This is a genomic window from Acidovorax facilis (genome assembly GCF_023913775.1).
GTDB classification, from domain to species: domain Bacteria; phylum Pseudomonadota; class Gammaproteobacteria; order Burkholderiales; family Burkholderiaceae_C; genus Acidovorax; species Acidovorax facilis.
On the sequence record NZ_JAMXAX010000069.1, the window covers coordinates 1 to 16,910 of the forward strand.

Genomic DNA, 16,910 nt, shown 5'->3' on the forward strand with positions numbered 1-16,910 from the left:
GCAAAAAGAAACGCGCATGGGCGCGATGGGCTCGGAAACCGCGAGCCGCGAGATCCGCCGCATCGACCTCAGCCACTTTGCTCAGCGCAAGACCGAGATTGCCGACCAGCTATGGGACGCCGCCGTCGATGTCGGCTTTTTCCAGATCGTGAACCACGGCATTGACCTGGCCGAGGTGCATAAAGCCTTTGCGATGACCGAGCGCTTCTTTGCGCTGCCTGATGCCGTGAAGGCGCAGTACCCGCTCAAGAAGGCGCTCAACGTGGGCTGGGAGAGCCGCGCGCAGGTGCGCCCCTCCACCGGCACACCGGACCAGAAGGAGTCGTACCAGATCACCCGCCCGCACATGGCAGGCCTGTGGCCCACCGACGAGGAGCTGGCAGGCTTCCAGGCCACCATGCTCGCGTTTGAGGGCCAGTGCTGGCAGGTGGCCATGCAGGTGCTGTCGTGTTTTGCGTGGAAGCTGGGGTTTGACGAGGCCTTCTTTGCCCGCGCGCACGACCCTGCACAGGCCAGCTACCAAAGCACCTTGCGCCTGCTGCACTACTTTGCGACCCCGCTCGAGCAACAAGCCAGCCTGGGCCTGTGGCGCGCCGGGGCGCATACCGACTTTGATTGCCTGACCCTGCTCTTTCAGCGCCAGGGCCAGGGCGGCCTGCAGGTGTGCCCGGGCAAGGAGATGGACACCCAGGCCTGGACCTCGGTGGAGCCCGACGAGCGGGCCATCACCTGCAACATCGGGGACATGCTGATGCGCTGGAGCGACGACCAGCTGCCCAGCAACTTCCACCGTGTGAAGAACCCGCTGCCGGGCGAGTACATGGGCCCGCGCTACAGCATTGCCTTCTTTGCCCAGGCCAACCGCGACGCCATCATCGCGGGGCCCGGCAAGAAGTACCCGGCGATTGCTGCGGGTGACTACCTGAACCAGCGGGTGGCGGCGAACTTCAAGGCGTATTGATGGCGCGTAGGCTGCCGGTGGCCGTGCGGCTTACAGCCAGGGCTGGAGCCAGCCCAGCCCGTCGGATGTGGCATGGGGCGCCGCGCCGCGCGCGGGGCGGTATTCGCAGCCGATCCAGCCGTCGTAGCCCAGGCTGTCCAGCAGCTTGAACAGGTAGGTGTAGTTGATTTCGCCCACATCGGGCTCGTGGCGCTCGGGCACACCGGCAATCTGGAAGTGGCCGACGTTGCCGGTGGGCAGGTACTGGCGCACCTTCATGGCCAGGTCGCCTTCCATGATCTGGCAGTGGTACAGGTCCATCTGCACCTTCACGTTGGCGGCGCCGATCTCTGCGATCAGCGCATGGGCCTGGTCCTGGCGTCTCAGGAAGAAGCCGGGCATGTCGCGGCCATTGATGGGCTCCAGCAGGATCTGGATGCCATGGGGTGCAGCCAGCGCGGCTGCGTGGCGCACGTTGGTGATGTAGGTGGCGCGCACGGTGGCAGCGTCCGCGCCCTGGGGCACCAGCCCGGCCATGACGTGGATGCGGGGGCACTGCAGCGCCTGGGCGTATTCGATGGCTTTGGCAATTCCTTCGCGGAACTCGGCCTCGCGCCCGGGCAGGCAGGCCAGCCCACGCTCGCCCGCGTCCCAGTTGCCGGGCGGGGCGTTGAACAACACCTGCTGCAGGCTGTTGGCTTGCAGGCGTGTGGCCAGTTCTTGCGCAGGGTAGGCGTAGGGAAAAAGGTACTCCACCGCCTGGAAGCCATCGCGGGCAGCGGCGGCAAAACGGTCGAGAAAGTCCACGTCGTTGTAGAGCATGGACAGGTTGGCGGCAAAGCGGGGCATGAAAGATTCCTGAGAAAAAAGCGGTCAGCGGCGCGGTGCGCTGGTGAGCACCTGCGCCAGCCGGTCTTGGTAAAAGCGCGCCAGGCCCACCGTGCTGTGGCCGAGGGTGTCGGCGCTGGCAGGGATCACGTAGGCCTGTGCGTGCGGGATGCGGGCGATGGCTTTGTCCAACACACCCAGCTCGGGTGGGTTGCGCTCGTCGTCTGCCGAGTTGATGGCCAGCACGCGCGCAGTGATGCGTTCCAGCCCGGGCTCGGGGTCGTAGTCGCGCGATGCTTCCCACTGGTAGATGTGGTCGTTGGCATCGCCACGGAATGGGGCTTTGAGGCGTTGCTCCACCAGTGCATCGGCCGCAGCGCGGTTGGGGGCCAGCTTTTGCAGGCCCTGGTTGCCCCCGTTGGTGCCCGTGCCAAAGAACACCGACGCAAACTGCAGGCTGCGGGGCTGGCGGGTGTAGTTGCCACCCTGCCATTCGGGGTCGTTGCGGATGGCATCCACCAGCAGGCGGCGCATCATCCAGTTGCGGCCCGACATGGCGGCGGGCAGCGAGGCCATGGGTACGGCAATGTCCATGAAGTCGGGGTGGCGCTGGGCCCACACCCAGGTGTGCATGCCGCCCATGGAGTTGCCAATGATGGCGCGCACATGGCGCACGCCCAGGTGCTCGGTTAGCAGGCGGTATTGGGCCTGCACCATGTCGTCATAGTTGTAGGCCGGAAAGGCCGTGCGCAGGCCGTCTGACGGCTTGCTGGAGCGGCCGGTGCCGATGGCGTCCGGCAGGATGATGAAGTACTTGCGCGCATCCAGCGGCTGGCCGGGGCCAAACAGCGTGCCTGCAAAGCCGGGCGTGAGCATGCTCTCTGCCGAGCCGTTGGTGCCATGCAGCACCAGCACGGGCTCTCCGGTGGGCTCGCCCACGGTGGAGTAGGCCAGCTTGAGTTCGGGCAGGGTCTGGCCGGTGTGGAAGCGGAAGTCCTTGACGACCCATTCGCCGTGCTTGGGGGCGGGGTAGTCCGCAGCCGATGCGCCGCCGGTGGCCAGCACGCCCAGCAGCATGGGGGCAAAGGCTTTGCGCCAGAAAGAAAGGGTCATGGTTTGTCTCCTTGTGTGTGTTCTTTCATCCCCGCGCCTTGTGCGCAGCCAGCCCGTTACCAGTGTGCACCAAAGCTCTGGCGCAGCTCCTCGATCTGGGGCTCGGTCAGCGGCGTGGGGCGGGGCTGGAACAGCATCCACAGGCGGGCGGTTTCTTCCAGCTCTTCCAGAACGGCCATGGCGGCGGCAGGCGTGTCGTGCCACACGTTGGGCCCCAGGCGCGCCAGCATCACGGCACGCACGGGGCTGCCCTGTGCGGCATAGCGGGTGATGGTCTGCGCCACCTGCGCTGCCGCTGCGGCGTCACCGGGGCGGTGGTAGGGAATGTGCGGCACGCGGCCCACCTTCATGACGAAGTAGGGCGTGACGGGAGGCAGCAATTGCGCGTCGGGCGCCAACCGGCCGTCTGCAGACGTGTCGGCTTGCAGCGAGCAGGCCACCAGGTGCGTGCTGTGGGTGTGGATCACGCAGCGCGCCGGGGCCGCAGTCGAAGCCGAGGCCTCGTAAATCTGCCGGTGCAGCGCAATGGTCTTGCTGGCCCGGTCGCCCGCCACCTGCTGGCCTTGGGCGTCCAGGCGCGCCAGCCGCTCGGGCTGCAGCGTGCCCAGGCAGGCATCGGTGGGGGTGATGAGGTAGCCGTCGGCCAGGCGCACGCTGATGTTGCCTGCGGTGGCATGCACATAGCCCCGCTCAAACAGGCTGCGGCCCACGCGGCAGATCTCATCGCGGGCTTGTGGCTCATCCATGAAGGCGGGGGTAGAGGTCATGCCAACAATTGTGCAAAAGCCTTGGTAAAAAAGTCGGTGCTGCCGAAATTGCCCGACTTCAGCGTGATGTGCAGACCGTCCTTGGCGTCGGGGGCCACGGCATGGCACCACGGCACGCCGGGGTCGATCTGCGCGCCAATGCGCATTTGCGTGATGCCCAGGGCCTGCACGCAGGCACCGGAGGTTTCACCACCTGCCACGATGAGTTGGCGCACACCGCGCTGCACCAGGCCGCGTGCAATGGCGGCAATGGTGTCTTCCACCATGGCACCGGCTTTCTCGGAACCCAGCTTGCCCTGAATGGCGCGCACGGCCGATGGCTCGGCGGTGGAATACACCAGCACCGGCCCCTGGCCCATGTGGCCTTCCGCCCATGCCAGCGCTTCGGCGGCCACGTCCACGCCTGCGGCGATGCGCAGCGGGTCGATGGCCAGGGCTGGCTTGCCTGCCTTGATGAAATCCATCACCTGCTGGTTGGTCGCCACCGAGCAGCTGCCCGAAACGATGGCCTGCAGCCCTTGCGCTGCGGGCAGGCGGGCGGCCTCGTTGCTGGGAGCCACGCCAAAGTTGCCCGGCAGGCCAATGGCCACGCCCGAGCCGGCCGTCACCAGCGGCATGCCCTTGAGCGCAGGGCCCAGGCGCAGCAGGTCGGCGTTGGACACCGCATCGACCACGGCCATGCGCACACCCTCGGCCTTGAGTTGGTCGATGCGCGCGCGGATGGCAGCCTCGCCCTGTGCGACCACACCGTGGTCGATCAGGCCCACGCGGCTGGCCGTCTGCGCTTGCAGCACGCGCACCAGGTTGGGGTCGGTCATGGGCGTGAGCGGGTGGTTTTGCATGCCGCTCTCGTTCAGCAGCACATCGCCCACAAATAGGTAACCCTTGAACACGGTGCGCTTGTTGTCGGGGAAGGCGGGCGTGGCGATGGTGAAGTCGGTGCCCAGGGCCTGCATCAGCGCATCGGTCACGGGGCCGATGTTGCCTTCGGCCGTGCTGTCAAAGGTGGAGCAGTATTTGAAGTAGATCTGCTCGGCGCCTTGCGCTTTCAGCCATTGCAGTGCGGCCAGGGACTGGGCGATGGCCTCGTCTTTGGGAATGGTGCGCGACTTGAGCGCGACCACAATGGCGTCTGCCTCGGCGTCGAGCGGTGCGGTGGGCACGCCCATGGCCTGCACCACGCGCATGCCTGCGCGCACGAGGTTGTTGGCCAGGTCGGTCGCGCCCGTGAAGTCGTCGGCAATGCAGCCCAGCAACGCGCGTGTCATGCCTTCTCCTTTCCTTCGGGCAACGTGATGCCAGGGAAGATCTTGATCACGGCGCTGTCATCTTCCTTGGCAAAGCCTGCGGTGGAGGCTTGCATGAACATCTGGTGCGCAGTGGCCGCCAGCGGCAGGGGAAATTTGCTGGCGCGTGCGGTGTCCAGCACCAGGCCCAGGTCCTTCACGAAGATATCGACGGCCGACAGCGGCGTGTAGTCGCCCGCCAGCACATGGGCCATGCGGTTTTCAAACATCCAGCTGTTGCCCGCGCTGTGGGTGATGACCTCGTACAGCGCAGCAGCGTCCACGCCTTCGCGCAGGCCCAGGGCCATGGCTTCGGCGGCCACGGCAATGTGCACACCGGCCAGCAATTGGTTGATGATCTTGACCTTGCTGCCCGCGCCCGCCTTGTCGCCCAGGCGGTACACCTTGCCTGCCATGCCGTCGAGCACGGCACCCGCTGCAGCATAGGCCTCGGGCTTGGCCGAGGTCATCATGGTCATCTGGCCCGAGGCAGCCTTGGCTGCGCCGCCGGAGATGGGGGCGTCCACATAGTGCAGGCCCAGGGCGTTCAGGCGCGCTTCCATCGCCACGGACCAGTTGGGGTCCACGGTGGAGCACATCACGAAGGTGCTGCCGGGGCACATGGCCGCTGCGGCGCCGCCTTTGCCATCGTCGCCGAACAGCACGCTCTCTGTCTGCGCCGCGTTGACCACCACCGACACCACCACATCACTCACCGCTGCCAGCGCAGCGGTGTTGGCGTGGGCCGTGCCACCGTCTGCCACAAAGGCATCGGCCACGCCGGGGCGCACGTCGCACACGTGGATGGTGAAACCGTTGTTGCGCAGGGTTTTGGCAATGCCAGCGCCCATGGCGCCCAGGCCGATGATGCCGACGGTGGGTTTTGTCATGTTGTCAGTCCTTCAAGAAAACGGTCAAGGGGGCTCAGGCCACGAGGGCCCAGAGCAGGGCGGTCATTGCAAAACCTGCGATGCCCAGCACAGTGGTCAGCACGGTCCAGGTGCGCAAGCCATCGCCCACGCTCAGGCCCAGGTAGCGGGTCACGATCCAGAAGCCCGAATCGTTGACGTGCGACAGGCCCAGGCTGCCAAAGCCGATGGCAACCGTGAGCAGCGCCACTTGCAAGGGGGAATACCCGCCACCTGTCATCGCATCGGCCAGCAGGCCGCAGGTGGTGATGATGGCCACGGTGGCCGAGCCCTGGGCGGCGCGCAGGGCCAGCGAGATGATGAACGCCAGCAGGATGAGCGGCAGATGAGTAGCGGTGAGGCTTTGCGACAGCGCCGTGCCAATGCCGCTGGCGGTGAGCACCTTGGCAAACACGCCGCCTGCGCCTGTCACCAGGATCACGGTGGCGGCAGGGGGCAGGGCGGATTCCATGATGGCGTTGGTGCGTTCACGGTTCCAGCCCTGGTTGCGGCCCAGCAGAAACATGGCCAGGCCCACGGCCACCATCAGCGCAAAGATGGGCGAGCCGATGAAGCCCAGCACGTTGCGCAGGCTGTCGCCCTTGGGCAGCAGGGTGGCGCCGGTGGTGCCTGCCATGATGAGGGCCAGTGGGATCAGGATGAGCGCCATGATCGTGCCCACGCCCGGTGCGCTGCGGGCCTTGGACGCGGTGCTGTCTTCGCTGTTGCCAAAGGCCGCAAACTGCTCTGCCGTGGTGGGCAGCATGGGGTAGCCCTTGCGGTTGAGCCACCCCGACACGACCTGGGACAGCGCAGCCAGCGGGATGCAGATGGCCAGGCCAATGATGGTGATCCAGCCAATGTCGCCCTTGACGATGGCCGCCCCACCCACGATGCCGGGGTGCGGTGGCACCACCACGTGTGCGGCCAGCATGATGCCCGCCACGGGCAGGCCGAACTTGATGGGGTTGACGCCCGCTGCCTTGCAAAAGCCGTAGACGATGGGCACCAGGATGATGAAGCCCACGTCAAAAAACACCGGGATGGCCAGAACCAGCGCGGCGGCCGTGAGGGCCGTGGGCACCCGCGTGGGCCCCAGCAGCTGCGTGAAGCGGTTGGCCAGGCTGGCTGCGCCGCCCGAGACCTCGATCATCCGTCCCAGCATGGAACCCAGTGCCACCAGGATGGCGACCGAACCCAGCGTGCCGCCCATGCCCGCAATCAGCGTGCTGATGATGTCGCCGATGGGCATGCCCGTGGCGAAGGCGACGAGAAAGCTCACGAGCATCATGGCCACGAAGGCGTGGACTTGCCAACGGATGATGAGCAACAGAAGCAGGGCAATGCTGCCGGCGCCGATTCCGAGAAGTGCGAGGGTGGACATGTGAGGGATATCTCCGGGATGGAAGGGTGGCAGACGGAGCAACGGGTCAGTGCAAGCGGCCGATTTGCAGCTCCTGTCGGCACCTTGATTGATGTGTTTATATGGTTATCATACAAATTACCGCGTTCTATTCCGCTTCGGGTTAACCCGTATCGGTAGCCATCTGCGGCGGGCGCTACGCTCGTGTTTGCAAGTTTTTTTGCCATCTAGCGCTTATCTGGTAAGCGCTAATAGCTATTGATTTAATAGCGGCTCGGAAGAAATCTTTTCCCGCCTCAAGGTCCCCGCGCCGCTGGGCGGCCAACAAGGTCAGAAGACCAGTGGACCGGATGCCGCCACCAGCGGCTGTGCCAGCCGCGCGCCGTCCTGGGCCCAGAAGGCCAGGTCGGCCTGTTCGATGCGGGCCAGTGCGTTCTTCATGTGCTGCGCCGCCGCAGCGCGGGCAGCTACTGCATCGCCTGCCTCGATGGCCAGCACGATCTGCGTGTGCTCATGGGTCACGGCGTCGGCAAAGTCGGCGCGCCGCGCCTCGTTGGCGCGGGTCACGCGGGTGGCGCCCTTGAGAAACTGCGCCAGATAGTCCAGCGTGCTGATCATGAACGGGTTGCCTGCCGCCTGGGCGATGGCGCGGTGGAACAGCACGTCTTCCTCTACCCCGTCGCGGCCTGCGCGCACGGCGTCGGCAATGTGCTGCATGGCGGCGCGGATGGCGGCAATGTCTTCATCGGTGCGACGCAGGGCTGCCAGCTCGGCCACCTCGGCCTCCAGCGCACGGCGCACTTCCACGATCTGCATCACCGCCTCGCGCGATGCCGCCAGGGGTACATCGAACTGCAGCGGCTCGATGCCCGGCGCGAGCACATACACGCCGCTACCCTGCCGCGAGTCCACGAGCCCCAGCGACTTGAGGCGCGAGATGGCCTCGCGCACCACCGTGCGGCTGACCTGAAACTGCTGCGCCAGCACCGCCTCGGTGGGCAGCTTGTCGGACGCCTGGATGCGGCCCGCACGGATCTCGGCCTCCAGCGCGCTGGCCACCTGGTCGGAGAGCTTGGCGCTGGGTTTGACGGCGGAGAACGGCGAAGACATGGGCGGGGCGGGCAGTGGGGCGTGAAGTCGGTGCCGGGATGTGCGGGCAGGCCGGGGCGCAGGTGACTTTACCCGAAGGGCACTGCGCCGGAATCGTTTGTTTGCCGCGCTACTTGGGCGCCGGGCAGGAGCCGTCCAGTTTGGCCAGGCCCGCCAGCTTCTGCAGCCGGCTGCGGTTGTCCAGGCAGGCCTGGTGCTGCACCTCGGTCGCCTTCTGCTGGGCCTGCACCGCCGCCTTGCTGCGCTCGGCCTGGAGCTGGGCCACACGCTCGCGGATTTGCGGCATCACGGCCAGAGCGGCCTTCTCGCCTTCCACGATGGCGTTGGCGCGCTGGCTGAAGTCGGCGGCGCCGATGTCCAGCACCTGCGGGCGGATGATCACGTCGGCCCGCGCCAGCTCGGCCTGGCCCAGCTTCTGGCCCATGATGGCAATGGACTGGTTGAGCGCGCCCAGCATGTTGCCCGGCGTCTGGCCCCGGGCCTTGTTGGAGATATCCACCGCGATCACGATGTCCGCACCCAGCTGGCGCGCGGCGTCCACCGGCACGGGGCTCACGATGCCGCCGTCCACAAAATGGTATTTGCCGATGGTGACGGGCTGGAACACGCCGGGCACGCTGCTCGATGCACGCACCGCCTGGCCTGTGTTGCCGCGCGCAAACACTGTGCGCTCGCCATCTTCGAGGCGCGTTGCCACCACCACAAACGGTTTGACCATCTGCTCCAGCGGCTTGCGGCGCACCTGCTCGTTCACATAGTCTTCGAGCTTCTGGCCCAGCACCAGGCCGCCGGACGAGAGCTGCAGGTCGCGGATCTTGGCTTCGTCCAGCGCCACAGCTTTTTCCTGCATCTCGAACGCATTCATGCCGCTGGCATACAGCGCACCCACCACGCTGCCCGCACTGGTGCCAGAGACCACAGCGGGCGCAAAGCCATTGGCCTCCAGCATCTTGATCACGCCGATGTGTGCAAAACCCTTGGCCGCGCCGCCGCCCAGGGCGATCCCGATGCGGATGGGTGCGGGGGTAGATGTCGCCAGCGGCGCGCTGGTGGAATCGCCAGGGCGCGCGGGGGCGGTGCCCGTGCTGCCGCATGCCGCCAGACAGAGGGTCGCCGCCGTGACGATGGCGATCCGGATGGCGGGGGGCGCTGCAAACGCCGCGATGGGGTGGAAAAGGGCGGTCAGGCGCATGCCGGGAGTCCTGCGGTCAACGGGCGGGCAGTATATCGGCGGCGTGTTGGCAGCGCGGGAAAGACGGCCCATTGCTTCTGAAGAGGAACTGTCGGCGCATCCTTTGCACTGGCAAGGAGCGCAATCGTCGAAACCGGCGCGGCCTGGTCGAGAACCGCCGCGCAAGGGCCGCCCCGCCGAGCTGGCGGTGTCCCCCTTCCCGAATCGCGCCAGCGATTCGAGAGAAGGGGGAAGGCGCCGAAGGCGACTCAGGGGGATGTACCCTGCCTACTCGCCTTGCGAGCCCCGGTGTGCCCACCCTGTGGTGCGCTTTTCGATCCAGCTGAACAACTCGTACATGACCATGGCCATCGCACCCACCACCATCAGGCCCGCAAAGGCCAGGCCCATCTGCATGGACGAGCCCGCGCTGATGAGCAGGTAGCCGATGCCTTCGTTGGCGGCGGTCATCTCCGACACCGTGGTGCCCACAAACGCGAGCGTGATGGCGACCTTGAGCGAGCCGTAGAAGTACGGCATGGATCGCGGCAGGCCCACCTTGGTCAGCACGTCCCAGCGCTTGGCGCCCAGCACGCGCAGCACGTCTTCCAGCTCGGGCTCCAGGGTGGCCAGGCCGGTGGCGATGTTGACCATGATGGGGAAGAAGCTGATGAGAAACGCCGTGAGGATGGCAGGCCCCACGCCAATGCCGAACCACACCACCAGGATGGGCACAAAGGCCGCCTTGGGCAGTGCGTTGAAGGCTGTCATCAGCGGGTACACGGCGGCATAGGCCAGGCGAGAACTGCCGATCACAAAACCTAGCAGCACGCCGACCACGATGGCAATGCCAAAGCCCGCCATCGTGACCCAGTAGGTGCGCCAAGCGTGTGCGGCGATCACGCCGCTGAACTCGACCAGCTGCGTGGCAATGACCCAGGGGCTGGGGAAGAGAAATTCGGGGACGCTGAAGGCCGAACAGATGATTTGCCACAGCAGAATGGTGGCGGTCAGCAGCAGCCAGGGGGACCAGCGCTCTACGGTTTTCTTGTGCATGGTGGGAAGGTCTTCGGGTTACTGCTGGATGGGCGCGCCTGCTTTTCGCAGGGCACCGATGTGGCCGCGCAGTTCATGCACGATGTCGGTGAACTCCTTGGTGTAGGTCACCTCCAGGTCGCGCGGGCGGGGCAGTCCGATCTCCTTGCGCACCACAAACCGGCCGGGGCTCTTGCTCATCACATACACCGTGTCGGCCAGAAAGACCGACTCGCGCAGGTCGTGCGTGACCAGGATCACGTTGAACTGCTGCTCGGTCCACAGGTCGCGCAGGATGCACCACAGCTCTTCGCGGGTGAATGCGTCGAGCGCGCCAAACGGCTCGTCCAGCAGCAGCATCTTGGGCTCGTGGATCAGCGCGCGGCAGATGCTGGCGCGTTGCTGCATGCCGCCCGACAGCTGCCAGGGGAACTTGTCTTCGTAGCCCGCGAGGCCCACTTTCTGCAGCAGCTTGCGGGCGCGTTCTTCGTATTCCTTGCGTTTTTGCTTGAAGTTGCTGCGGTAGGGCTCGACGATTTCGAGCGGCAGCAGCACGTTGTCCACCGTGGTGCGCCAGGGCAGCAGCGAGGGCGCCTGAAACGCCATGCCCGAGACCTTGAGCGGCCCCGTCACCGGCTGGCCGTCGATGAGGATCTTGCCCATCGATGGCATCTTCAGCCCCGTGGCCAGCTTCATGAAGGTGGACTTGCCACAGCCCGAGGGGCCCACGATGGCGATGAATTCGCCCTGGCGTACCTGCAGGTCGATGGCCTCCACCGCAAACTGGTTCTTGGCGCGCAGCTCGTCGTTGTACGCGAGCCAGACATCGCGGAAGTCCACAAAGTAGGAATCAGCAGCCTGCATCAGAGGTCCGTAGTGAGTAGTGTTTGTGCACCGAGGTTGATGCTGGGCGCAGCCCAGGCCAGCGTCCCCGTGCAAGGGCCGCCCTGCCGCGTAGGCGGCGCTTCGCTGGCGTGCACCGGGGGCGTCCCCCTCCCGACTCGCGCAGCGAGTCGAGAGAGGGGGAAGGCGCGAAGCGACTCAGGGGGTGTCACTTCTTCGGCAGGATGTTCAGCTCGGCTGCAGGGGGCAGAAAGCTGGGGTTCCACACATCGTCGGCGTTCACGCGGGTCTTGGTGTTGAACGCGTCCGACACCTGCGATGCCATCAGCGACAGGCGGCCGGGCTTGGCTTGGCCAAAACCTTCGGCGCGGGCGTCGGGGCTGTTGATGACAGTGTCGATGGCCAGTTGCAGGCGGCGGGTTTCGAGCGGCACGTTCACGATGCCGTCGCGTGCCTTCACATGCTCGATGGCGGCTGCGGGGTTGGCGATCACTTCCTTGGCACCCTTTGTGAAGGCCGACAGGAACGCCTTGATGGCGGCCGGGTTCTCCTTGATGAGCTTTGGAGACGCGATGATCACGTTGCCATAGAGCTTTACGCCGAAATCGGCATAGGGCAGCACCACCACGTCGGCGGCCTTGGCGCCACGGGCTTCCAGGTTCAGGAGCGAGGTGAAGGTGAAGCCGGTGATGGCGTCCACATCGCCGCGCACCAGCATGGTTTCGCGCAGGGGCGGGTCCATGGCCGTCCAGGTCACAGCGCCAATGCCGTTGGCCTTCTGGAAGATGGGGAAGGCGCGGCGGCCTGCGTCGAACACGGGGGCGCCCAGCTTCTTGCCGGCCAGGTCGGCGGGCTTGGTGATGCCGCTCTTTTTCAGCGCCATGACCGATGCGGGCGTGTTGTTGTAGACCATCATCACCGCCACGGGCTTGTTCTGCGCGTCGGGGTTGTTGGCGTGGAACTCCATCACGGCGGCCAGGTCGGCAAAGCCCATGTCGTACGTGCCCGAGGCCACGCGCTGCACTGCACCACCCGAGCCGTTGCCAGCATCCACGGCCACATCCAGGCCTGCGGCCTTGAAGTAACCCTTGGCCACGGGCTGCAGGAACAGCGCGGCGGGGCCTTCAAAGCGCCAGTCGAGCTGGAACTTGATGGGCGTGGTGGCCTGCGCCTGGGCCAGCGAGGTGCTGCCGATCAGGGCCAGGGCGGCAGCGGTTTGCATGAACAGTCTCTTTTTCATCGGGGGCTCCTGTCGGGCGAGGGGAAATGCGGTGAGGGAAGGCATGGGCCCCATCCAGGGGCCATACACCTGCAGTCAGCAAAAACGATGCCCGGTTTGTGTACGCGGGTGTTTCGCTGTGCCCCATTGTTCACCGAAGTGGTGCACGTCAGCATGCTGGGTTTCCCGAAATGGTGCATGCGCCGGGTGAGGGGTTGGCTTGCCCATGAAAAACGGGGCCCGTGGGCCCCGTTGAAACGGTGTGTGGGCAGGCCTGCTCATGGACTGCGCACGGTCAGCACGGCACAACGCGCTCAGCGTGGCCGAGCAGCAGCGCTGGCCACGGCCAGGGCCGTCATGTTGAGCACCCGGCGCACGGTGGCGGCCGGGGTCAGGATGTAGGCCGTGGCAGCGGCACCCATCAGGATGGGGCCCACCGTGACGCCACCGCTGGTGGTCGTCTTCAGCACGTTGTAGAGGATGTTGGCGGCATCCAGGTTCGGGCAGATCAGCAGGTTGGCCGAGTCCGTCAGGGTCGAGTCCGCCATGTAGGCGTTGCGGATGTTCGGCTCCAGCGCGGCATCGCCGTGCAGCTCGCCATCACACTCGATCTCGGGGTGGGCGGCCACGAACAGGTCACGCGCCTCGCGCATCTTGCGCGCCGATGCGCGCTTGGACGAGCCATAGCTGGAGTGCGACAGGAAAGCGACCTTGGGTGGGATGCCAAAGCGTTGCACCTCCTGCACCGACATCCAGGCGATGTCCGCCAGCTGCTGTGCCGTGGGGTCTTCGTTCACGTAGGTGTCGGCAATGAACAGCGTGCCCCGGTTGGTCATCAGCGCGTTCAGGGCAGCGTAGTTGTGGGCACCTTCCTGGCGGCCGACGATGCTGTGGATACGTTCCAGGTGCGTTTCATACGTGCCCACCAGGCCGCAGATCATCGCGTCGGCGTCTCCCAGCTTCACCATCAGCGAGGCAATGATGGTGTTGGAGCGGCGCACGGCGGCCTTGGCCACTTCGGGCGAGGCGCCGTTGCGCTTCATGAGCTGGTGGTAGTGCTCCCAGTACTGTCGGAAGCGCGGGTCGTCCTCGGGGTTGCATACCTCCACATCCTTGCCCAGCTGCATGCGCAGACCGGCCTTGGCGATGCGCGCAGCAATCACGGCGGGGCGACCGATGAGGATGGGCGTGGCGATCTTGTCGTCGATGGCCATCTGCGCGGCACGCAGGGCGCGTTCGTCTTCACCGTCGGCGTAGGCCACGCGCTTTTGCGCGCCGGGCAGGGCCTTGGCAGCCATGATCACGGGGCGCATCAGCATGCCGGTCTGGTAGACGAAGCGCGACAGCGTTTCCTTGTAGGCCTCCATGTCTTCGATGGGGCGCGTGGCCACGCCCGATTCGGCTGCGGCCTTGGCCACGGCGGGAGCAATCTTGAGGATCAGGCGCGAGTCGAACGGTGTAGGGATGAGGTAGTCGGGGCCAAAGGTCAGCTCTTTGCCCGCATAGGCGCTGGCCACTTCTTCGCTGATGTCGGCCTTGGCCAGGTCGGCGATCTGGCGCACGCAGGCCAGCTTCATCGCCTCGGTGATCTTGGTCGCGCCGCAGTCCAGCGCGCCGCGGAAGATGTACGGGAAACACAGGACGTTGTTGACCTGGTTGGGGTAGTCGGAGCGGCCCGTGGCAATGATGCAGTCGGGGCGCACGGCCTTGGCCAGTTCGGGGCGGATCTCGGGCTCGGGGTTGGCCAGCGCCAGGATGATGGGCTTGGGGCCCATGGTCTTGACCATCTCGGCCGTGAGCACGCCCGGTGCCGAGCAGCCCAGGAACACGTCGGCGCCGTTGACCGCATCGGCCAGCGTGCGGGCGGCGGTCTTTTGCGCGTAGCGCGCCTTCGACTCATCGTAGCCACCGGGGCGGCCTTCGTAGATCACGCCCTTGGAGTCGCACACGAAGACGTTCTCGATTTTCACGCCCAGGCCCACCATCACGTTCAGGCAGGCAATGGCGGCCGCGCCCGCGCCAGAAACGGCAATCTTCACCTCGCCGATCTGCTTGCCCACCAGCTCCAGGCCGTTGAGCAGCGCGGCGCTGCTGATGATGGCCGTGCCGTGCTGGTCGTCATGGAACACCGGGATGTTCATGCGCTTGCTGAGTTCGCGCTCGATGTAGAAGCACTCGGGCGCCTTGATGTCTTCGAGGTTGATGCCGCCCAGCGTGGGCTCCAGCGCCGCGATGATCTCGATGAGCTTGTCGGGGTCGCGCTCGGCCAGTTCGATGTCGAACACATCGACGCCCGCGAACTTCTTGAACAGGCAGCCCTTGCCTTCCATCACCGGCTTGCTGGCCAGTGGGCCGATGTCGCCCAGGCCCAGCACCGCCGTGCCGTTGGTGATCACCGCGACCAGGTTGCCGCGCGATGTGTAGTCAAACGCCTTGGAGGGGTCGGCCGCGATGTCCAGGCACGGATAGGCCACGCCTGGCGAGTAGGCCAGCGACAGGTCGCGCTGGTTGGACAGCGGCTTGGTGGGGGTGACCGAAATCTTGCCCCGGGTGGGATTGCGGTGGTATTCGCGCGCAGCGTCGCGCAGGGCCTGTTCGGCGGCGGAAATGTTCTGTGTCATACGGAAATCCTGGAAGTCCTCGGCGGAATGCAAAACAAGGGTACCCGATGGCGTGGGCGGCTGGCATGCAGGTTTATGCGTATGCAGCATGAAGCCAAAACCCCCTGGCAGCCATGGCGGACAGGGGGCGGAGCCACGCGGGCGGTGTCAGGTTTTCGGCAGCGTGCAAGCGGGACGCTAGTGGGCGTCGGCCTGGCGTGCGGCGTTGACAGCGGCGGAGGTGTCACGGCTGGCGCCATTGAAGAAAACGTTCAGGGCCACCGCCGTGATCGAGGCCAGGAGGATACCGGATTCGATCAGCGGGTGGATGGCATGCGGCATCCACTGGCGGAAGTTGGGCGCGATCAGCGGCACCATGCCCACGCCGATGGATACGGCCACGATCATGGCGTTGAAGCGGTTGGTCTTGAAGTCCACCCCGCCCAGAATGCGGATGCCTGTGGCCGCCACCATGCCGAACATCACCAGGCCCGCGCCGCCCAGCACCATGGTGGGCAGCGACTCGACCAGCGCGGCCATCTTGGGCAGCACGCCCAGCACGATCAGGATCACGCCGCCGGCCACGCACACAAAGCGGCTCTTGACGCCGGTGACGGCGACCAGCCCCACGTTCTGCGAGAAGCTGGTGTACGGAAAGGTGTTGAAGATGCCACCCAGCAGCGTGCCCAGGCCGTCGGTGCGCAGGCCGCGCGTGAGGGCCGCCTGGTCCACCTTGCGGTCGGTCATCTCCCCCAGGGCCAGGAACATGCCGGTGGATTCGATCATGACCACGATCATCACCAGGGTCATGGTCAGGATCAGGATGGGGTCGAAGACGGGGCTGGCAATCTCAAACGGCAGCACCAGGTCAAACCACTGTGCCTTGGCCACCTTGTCGAAGTTCATCAGTCCCATGCCCACGGCCACCACCGCGCCGATCACGATGCCCAGCAGCACCGAGATGTTGGCAATGAAGCCCTTGGCGAACTTGGCAATCAGCAGGATGGACAGCAGCACCAGGGCCGAGATGCCCACGCCGGTCAGGTCCGCGTACTTGGGGTTGGGCACCGTGGGCACCACCGCAAAGCCCTTGGGCACCGGCGGCAGCGAAGAGCCAGGGGCTCCGGCAGCGGCTTGGGCATCGGCCAGCCACTTGAGGTGCTCGGGGTTGGGCACGCTGGGCGCCGTGGGGCCCACGGGGTTGCCAAAGATCCAGTTGATGCCCACGCGCATCAGGCTGATGCCGATCACCGCGATGATGGTGCCGGTGACCACCGGCGGGAAGAACCGGAGCATGCGGCTGACCAGCGGAGCGATCAGGATGGAAATCACGCCCGCGCCAATCACCGAGCCAAAGATAAGCCCGGCCCCGGCCGTGCCGCCCGTGGTCTGCGCCATCGAGACCATGGGCGCCACCGATGCGAAGGTCACCCCCATCATCACGGGCAGCTGAATGCCGAACCAGCGCGAGGCGCCCAGCGCCTGGATCAGCGTGACCAGCCCGCATACAAACAGGTCGGCCGAAATCAGCTTGGCCACCTGGTCGGGCGTGAGGTTGAGGGCGCGGCCCACGATGAGCGGCACCGCTACAGCGCCCGCATACATCACCAGCACATGCTGCAAGCCTAGCGCCGTGAGTCGCCCCAAAGGTAGGTGTTCGTCCACGGGGTGTACAGGCGGGTTCATGCGAGTCTTTCGGGGGTTGGGGGTATGAATACGGAAGGGAC

At 66.0% G+C, this 16,910-nt stretch carries 14 protein-coding genes; 1 reads left to right on the forward strand and 13 read right to left on the reverse strand.

From position 1 onward, the window contains the following. The coding region (locus NFX52_RS18030) for an isopenicillin N synthase family dioxygenase (RefSeq protein WP_252635765.1) at nucleotides 1-961 on the forward strand (961 nt) is incomplete at its 5' end. 30 nt (nucleotides 962-991) lie between these two features. Here the strand turns inward: NFX52_RS18030 and otnI are convergent. The 13 genes from otnI to NFX52_RS18095 all read right to left on the reverse strand — a co-directional run bounded on the left by otnI (nucleotide 992) and on the right by NFX52_RS18095 (nucleotide 16,869). Next, complete coding sequence (otnI, locus tag NFX52_RS18035) at nucleotides 992-1,789, reverse strand: 2-oxo-tetronate isomerase (RefSeq protein ID WP_055394844.1); 798 nt, start codon at nucleotides 1,787-1,789, stop codon at nucleotides 992-994. A gap of 24 nt (nucleotides 1,790-1,813) precedes the next feature. Next, entirely contained in the window at nucleotides 1,814-2,881 is a 1,068-nt protein-coding gene (locus NFX52_RS18040; protein WP_055394846.1) for an alpha/beta fold hydrolase, read from the reverse strand. A gap of 56 nt (nucleotides 2,882-2,937) precedes the next feature. Beyond that, nucleotides 2,938-3,627, reverse strand: coding sequence for a class II aldolase/adducin family protein (locus NFX52_RS18045; RefSeq protein WP_055394893.1), 690 nt, complete (start codon nucleotides 3,625-3,627; stop codon nucleotides 2,938-2,940). Between the two features lie 17 nt (nucleotides 3,628-3,644). Further along, nucleotides 3,645-4,916 carry a 3-oxo-tetronate kinase gene (gene otnK / locus NFX52_RS18050; RefSeq protein WP_055394848.1) on the reverse strand — a complete coding sequence of 424 codons (1,272 nt, stop codon included), beginning with the start codon at nucleotides 4,914-4,916 and terminating at the stop codon, nucleotides 3,645-3,647. Next, nucleotides 4,913-5,824: an L-threonate dehydrogenase gene (gene ltnD / locus NFX52_RS18055; RefSeq protein ID WP_055394850.1), complete on the reverse strand. Its 912-nt coding sequence runs from the start codon at nucleotides 5,822-5,824 to the stop codon at nucleotides 4,913-4,915. Before ltnD ends, otnK begins: the two co-directional genes overlap by 4 nt. Nucleotides 5,825-5,858: 34 nt before the next feature. Then, entirely contained in the window at nucleotides 5,859-7,226 is a 1,368-nt protein-coding gene (locus tag NFX52_RS18060) for a GntP family transporter (protein WP_055394852.1), read from the reverse strand. 309 nt (nucleotides 7,227-7,535) lie between these two features. Then, nucleotides 7,536-8,315: a FadR/GntR family transcriptional regulator gene (locus NFX52_RS18065; protein ID WP_055394854.1), complete on the reverse strand. Its 780-nt coding sequence runs from the start codon at nucleotides 8,313-8,315 to the stop codon at nucleotides 7,536-7,538. Nucleotides 8,316-8,424: 109 nt separating this feature from the next. Next, a complete protein-coding gene (locus tag NFX52_RS18070; RefSeq protein ID WP_252635766.1) occupies nucleotides 8,425-9,507 on the reverse strand; it encodes a patatin-like phospholipase family protein in 1,083 nt (360 codons plus the stop codon). A gap of 267 nt (nucleotides 9,508-9,774) precedes the next feature. Continuing rightward, a complete protein-coding gene (locus tag NFX52_RS18075) occupies nucleotides 9,775-10,542 on the reverse strand; it encodes an ABC transporter permease (protein WP_055394856.1) in 768 nt (255 codons plus the stop codon). 18 nt (nucleotides 10,543-10,560) lie between these two features. Further along, nucleotides 10,561-11,385 (reverse strand): ABC transporter ATP-binding protein, encoded by an 825-nt coding sequence (locus NFX52_RS18080; protein ID WP_055394858.1) that lies wholly within the window; start codon nucleotides 11,383-11,385, stop codon nucleotides 10,561-10,563. 187 nt (nucleotides 11,386-11,572) lie between these two features. After that, nucleotides 11,573-12,604 (reverse strand): ABC transporter substrate-binding protein, encoded by a 1,032-nt coding sequence (locus NFX52_RS18085; RefSeq protein WP_055394860.1) that lies wholly within the window; start codon nucleotides 12,602-12,604, stop codon nucleotides 11,573-11,575. A 293-nt stretch (nucleotides 12,605-12,897) separates the two neighbouring features. Next, nucleotides 12,898-15,204 carry an NADP-dependent malic enzyme gene (locus tag NFX52_RS18090; RefSeq protein WP_055394862.1) on the reverse strand — a complete coding sequence of 769 codons (2,307 nt, stop codon included), beginning with the start codon at nucleotides 15,202-15,204 and terminating at the stop codon, nucleotides 12,898-12,900. Between the two features lie 177 nt (nucleotides 15,205-15,381). Continuing rightward, nucleotides 15,382-16,869, reverse strand: coding sequence for a nucleobase:cation symporter-2 family protein (locus tag NFX52_RS18095; protein ID WP_055394864.1), 1,488 nt, complete (start codon nucleotides 16,867-16,869; stop codon nucleotides 15,382-15,384). Nucleotides 16,870-16,910: the final 41 nt, after the last annotated feature.

Excerpts from the sequence above, each read along its gene's own strand:
- NFX52_RS18075 (WP_055394856.1), bottom strand. The coding sequence starts at position 10,542 with ATGCACAAGAAAACCGTAGAGCGCTGGTCCCCCTGGCTGCTGCTGACC.
- NFX52_RS18065 (WP_055394854.1), bottom strand. The coding sequence starts at position 8,315 with ATGTCTTCGCCGTTCTCCGCCGTCAAACCCAGCGCCAAGCTCTCCGAC.
- NFX52_RS18060 (WP_055394852.1), bottom strand. The coding sequence starts at position 7,226 with ATGTCCACCCTCGCACTTCTCGGAATCGGCGCCGGCAGCATTGCCCTG.
- otnK (WP_055394848.1), bottom strand. The coding sequence starts at position 4,916 with ATGACACGCGCGTTGCTGGGCTGCATTGCCGACGACTTCACGGGCGCG.
- NFX52_RS18070 (WP_252635766.1), bottom strand. The coding sequence starts at position 9,507 with ATGCGCCTGACCGCCCTTTTCCACCCCATCGCGGCGTTTGCAGCGCCC.
- NFX52_RS18045 (WP_055394893.1), bottom strand. The coding sequence starts at position 3,627 with ATGGATGAGCCACAAGCCCGCGATGAGATCTGCCGCGTGGGCCGCAGC.
- NFX52_RS18095 (WP_055394864.1), bottom strand. The coding sequence starts at position 16,869 with ATGAACCCGCCTGTACACCCCGTGGACGAACACCTACCTTTGGGGCGA.
- NFX52_RS18040 (WP_055394846.1), bottom strand. The coding sequence starts at position 2,881 with ATGACCCTTTCTTTCTGGCGCAAAGCCTTTGCCCCCATGCTGCTGGGC.
- NFX52_RS18085 (WP_055394860.1), bottom strand. The coding sequence starts at position 12,604 with ATGAAAAAGAGACTGTTCATGCAAACCGCTGCCGCCCTGGCCCTGATC.
- otnI (WP_055394844.1), bottom strand. The coding sequence starts at position 1,789 with ATGCCCCGCTTTGCCGCCAACCTGTCCATGCTCTACAACGACGTGGAC.
- NFX52_RS18080 (WP_055394858.1), bottom strand. The coding sequence starts at position 11,385 with ATGCAGGCTGCTGATTCCTACTTTGTGGACTTCCGCGATGTCTGGCTC.
- ltnD (WP_055394850.1), bottom strand. The coding sequence starts at position 5,824 with ATGACAAAACCCACCGTCGGCATCATCGGCCTGGGCGCCATGGGCGCT.
- NFX52_RS18090 (WP_055394862.1), bottom strand. The coding sequence starts at position 15,204 with ATGACACAGAACATTTCCGCCGCCGAACAGGCCCTGCGCGACGCTGCG.